The following is a 255-nucleotide window of genomic DNA, read 5'->3' as shown; positions in this document are numbered from 1 at the left end:
GCTCCAGCCTGCGGCTGCTGCGGATGCCGTTGAAGTAGCCGTAGATATAGAGCTTGAGGAAGGCCTTTGGGTCGAAGGACGGCCTTCCGTCCTCCCGGGGATTGCCTGCGGCGAAGCCGAGACGGGCAAGGTCGAGCCTGTCCACGAAGGCATCAATGACCCGGACGGCGTTGTCCGAGGGGATCTGTCCGTCAAGGCTGGAGAAGGTGATTTGGTGGCGGTCGGTCCCTGAAATGTGATGCATGGAAATTGTAC

General features: G+C 60.4%; 1 protein-coding gene. It reads right to left on the bottom strand.

The window, feature by feature from the left end; all coding sequences use genetic code 11:
- Positions 1–244 (bottom strand): transposase (locus tag L0U89_RS20740; RefSeq protein ID WP_439651535.1); only part of this gene is annotated, 244 nt, incomplete at its 3' end.
- Positions 245–255 lie beyond the last annotated feature (11 nt).

Origin of the sequence: Mariniradius sediminis (assembly GCF_021491425.1) — a bacterium.
Lineage (GTDB): Bacteria > Bacteroidota > Bacteroidia > Cytophagales > Cyclobacteriaceae > Mariniradius > Mariniradius saccharolyticus.
The sequence above is the reverse complement of the archived record's forward strand: the minus strand, read 5'-3'. Positions and strand labels throughout refer to the sequence as shown.